Here is a 3338-nt window from a genome sequence, read left to right on the forward strand (position 1 = left end):
CAGAAATTAAAGTGGAAATAATAGAAATTAAGAGTAATCCAGAATGGATTAAACTGAATAACAAAATAAAAAACGAACAAATTGCTTAATGAAATACAGCATTTCTGACAAAAGAGAATTGACCAAATCTGAAATTGAATTTCTGACATATTTGTTTAGAAAGGAAAAATCGGACTGGACTAATTTAATCGGAAATCTAAAAGTTATTGCGAGATGTGGTTGCGGAAAATGTCCTACTATAATTTTTGGAAAAACATTTGACTCGGAAATTCAAAAAGGAAATTTAATAATAGATTACGCTGGAAAAGGTAAAAACGGAGAATTAATTGGAGTATCTGTATTCGGAACTGACCAAATACCGACTGAATTAGAATTTTACTCAATAGACGGAGAATCTAAAATTACAGAAATGCCAAAAATTGACACTCTGAAATCTATGAATGAAAGTTTAAGGGAATGAAAAAACATTTTATTTATCTATATATTATTATTCTCTTATTATGTTCTGGTTGTGCTTATGAATCACAAAATCGTGAAAAACTCATTTCATCTTTCGAAGATAACTTTGGATTCAAACCACCTGAATCTATTGAAAAAATAAAACTCAAAAATCGAGGATATTTTGATTTTCAAGTTCAGTATATGTCATTTACTTATAACTCCATAGTTTTGGAAAAAATTATTGCAAACGACCAAACTTTGAATATTGTTGAAAGTAATAATTTGAAATTTGGAGTTATAATTGAGGATTTGGCAAAAGATGCGAGTCCACCAAGTTGGTTTGATTTACCTAATAAAAACGTTGACCGAATTTATTATAAGAATAATTTTTTGGACCATACTTTTAGTGAATATTATTTGTGGACTAATAAAGAAAATGGAATGACTTATTCATATGTTCATTTCTTTGATTGAAAATAAAAATACTATTGCCAACACCGTGTAAAAATAATTGCTTGGTTCTAGCCTACTCGGAAAATCCTGCGGATTTTCCTCTGGTTCGTTCCATTTTTGCTAAGTTAGTTGCTTAATCACGCAACTATCCTTACACAAACCGTTGTGCAACATATGAAAACCGAATGAGAATATTAATTTTTGCAATATTATTTCTGACTTTTAATCAGTCATTTTCTCAAAATAATTTGGATTATAAAAAAATTCTGACGGAATTAGAAAACTCATCGGAATCCTTAAATACAACTCTGATTTTACCAAATTCAGACTTTTATATTGGATTTACTAAAGACGTGATTGTTGAGAATCCTGAGTTGAATTTCTGCATTGACATTCCAACGGACGAAAAGAAAAACGGAGAAATTATCGGAATTCTAAAAAAGCATAATTTATTGAATAAATTGTATGTGGAAATTGAAAATGAATACTTTGATTTATGTTCTGACCAAGTTTTTAAATCAAACGAAACGGAATTGTATCTGGAGTTGTTTTTTAAAACAAAGGATTTCGGAATTATGAGTTGTTTTGTTCCTGTCTTCGAAAAAAAGAAAGCTAAAGAATTGATTTGCGACTTGAATAAAATATTTGATTATAAATACTGTTTTAGGAAATTGAAACGGAAAATGTAAAAATACGTTGCACAACAATGTATAACCGCAATTACGGCGGATTCGACTACGTCCGAATCCACTCGGAATTGCTAACGTCATTGCTTAACCGAAAATCATTAACTTTAATCCCGTAACTGACGGTTATACGAGACCGTTGTGCATAATTTGAGAAAATGAAATTCATAGGAAAATTTATAATTTTTATTTTAATTATTTCTTGTTCAAATAAGCAAATTACATTGGAAAAATATTCAAATTATCCTGTAAAATTTGCGAAACAAAAAATAACATATCCTAATAATGACTTTTCAATTTTTATTCCAAAAAATTGGGAATGGAAAGTCGAAACATATGAAGCCGAAAGTATCATTTTAGGGATAGATGCAGTTTCTGAATTAGACAAAGATGGTTTTGTTGATATAATTTCTATTCAAAAACTTAAAAGTTTGGGAGAAAACAAAGACCTAAAAGCTGAATTTGAATATTTCCTAAATTTAATGGAAAATAATCCGCAGAATGGAAAACTAATTGAATCTGGTTATACCGAAATCCTAAATAAAAAATCCTATTTCTTTCATACGAAATCGGACACAGGCAGATATGGAGAATCTGAAATAATCAGTTTTATTTTAGATAGTGGAATTGAAGGAGTCTTTTATAATTTAACGGCATCTGCTTCACAAACCACGGATTTAAAGAAAAACATGTCGATTTTAATACAATCGTTAAAGACATTTGAGATTCAGAATAAAAAATAAAAAACTATGCACAACACCGTATATAAAAAATTGCTAGTTTTACCCTAAACCAATGTGAGTTGCTTTGTTTGCTAGCTTCCGATTTTCCTTCGGAAAATCCTCGCACACAAACACGCAACTTTCCATATACAACAACGTTGCCAGTAATTTGAAAAAACCATTGGAAATCACAAAAAAAGACAAAGAAAAGCTAATTGAATTGAGAAAAGAAAACACTTTTCTTAATCATTTATGGAATGTTTTTTCTCGTGATTTTAGACCAAAAGGAGAAATTGCTCGGAATGAAATAAAAGTATGGAATCAAAGTATGTGGAATGTGGCTTTTTATCCAATTTTCACGTTTGAATTAAACGCGAATAATCATCTGACAAACATTAAGGACAAATTAAATCCAATAGGAAAAACAATCGTTGGAATATTTACAATCGGAATTCTCTACTTTGTTTTTAACAATTTCTCAATCGATTTTGACTTTTTGGAAAATTGGTTACCAATTTTAATTGTTTCGGTTTTCTTATTGATTTTTGTTACAGTTTTTAGAAAACTATACCTATTCGAAAAACAAAACCAACTTGACGAAATATTTGAGATTTTAGACATAGAAGTTGAGGAAAAGAAACCAGAAAAGGAATGGTCTCTGAAAAATATATTAATCAGATTATTTACGTATCCGTTCTGTCTGTTTTTAATCGGGCTTAACATTTTTCTAATAATTCCGAATGGACAATACATTTTAGCTTTGGGAACTTTTGGATTTGTCGGATTTTATCTATCTGCGGATTTGAAAATGATATTTAAAAATAAAAAAACTACTGGCAACAATGTATAAAAATAATTGCTAGATTAGTGCTTAACCAAAGGTAGTTGCAATTTTGTTACGTCTGATTTTCCTGCGGAAAATCCTCGCACACAAAACCGCAACTATTCTTATACGAGACCGTTGGCAAACATTTAAGAAAAACCAAAATCCGAATTGAAAAAAAGATATTTAATAATAATTTCGATTTTACTAATT

The 3338-nt window shown here is 29.4% G+C and carries 5 protein-coding genes; all 5 read left to right on the plus strand.

Features of this window, described 5'->3' with window-relative positions; translation table 11 throughout:
• Positions 1 to 88 precede the first annotated feature (88 nt).
• The 5 genes from Q0857_RS16755 to Q0857_RS16775 all read left to right on the plus strand — a co-directional run bounded on the left by Q0857_RS16755 (position 89) and on the right by Q0857_RS16775 (position 3152).
• Complete coding sequence (locus Q0857_RS16755; RefSeq protein ID WP_298538028.1) at positions 89 to 460, plus strand: hypothetical protein; 372 nt, start codon at positions 89 to 91, stop codon at positions 458 to 460.
• Positions 457 to 915, plus strand: a complete 459-nt coding sequence (locus tag Q0857_RS16760; protein WP_298538030.1) for a hypothetical protein — start codon at positions 457 to 459, stop codon at positions 913 to 915. The genes Q0857_RS16755 and Q0857_RS16760 overlap by 4 nt, the downstream gene beginning before the upstream one ends.
• A 164-nt stretch (positions 916 to 1079) precedes the next feature.
• The gene (locus Q0857_RS16765) at positions 1080 to 1583 is read left to right on the plus strand and encodes a hypothetical protein (RefSeq protein ID WP_298538032.1); all 504 of its coding nucleotides are present in this window, start codon (positions 1080 to 1082) and stop codon (positions 1581 to 1583) included.
• 155 nt (positions 1584 to 1738) lie between these two features.
• On the plus strand, positions 1739 to 2323 hold the full coding sequence (locus tag Q0857_RS16770; RefSeq protein ID WP_298538034.1) for a hypothetical protein: 585 nt from the start codon (positions 1739 to 1741) through the stop codon (positions 2321 to 2323).
• 160 nt (positions 2324 to 2483) lie between these two features.
• Positions 2484 to 3152, plus strand: coding sequence for a hypothetical protein (locus Q0857_RS16775; RefSeq protein WP_298538037.1), 669 nt, complete (start codon positions 2484 to 2486; stop codon positions 3150 to 3152).
• Positions 3153 to 3338: the final 186 nt, after the last annotated feature.

It is taken from the genome of uncultured Algibacter sp. (assembly GCF_947495925.1).
In the GTDB taxonomy this organism is placed as follows: Bacteria; Bacteroidota; Bacteroidia; order Flavobacteriales; family Flavobacteriaceae; genus Algibacter_E.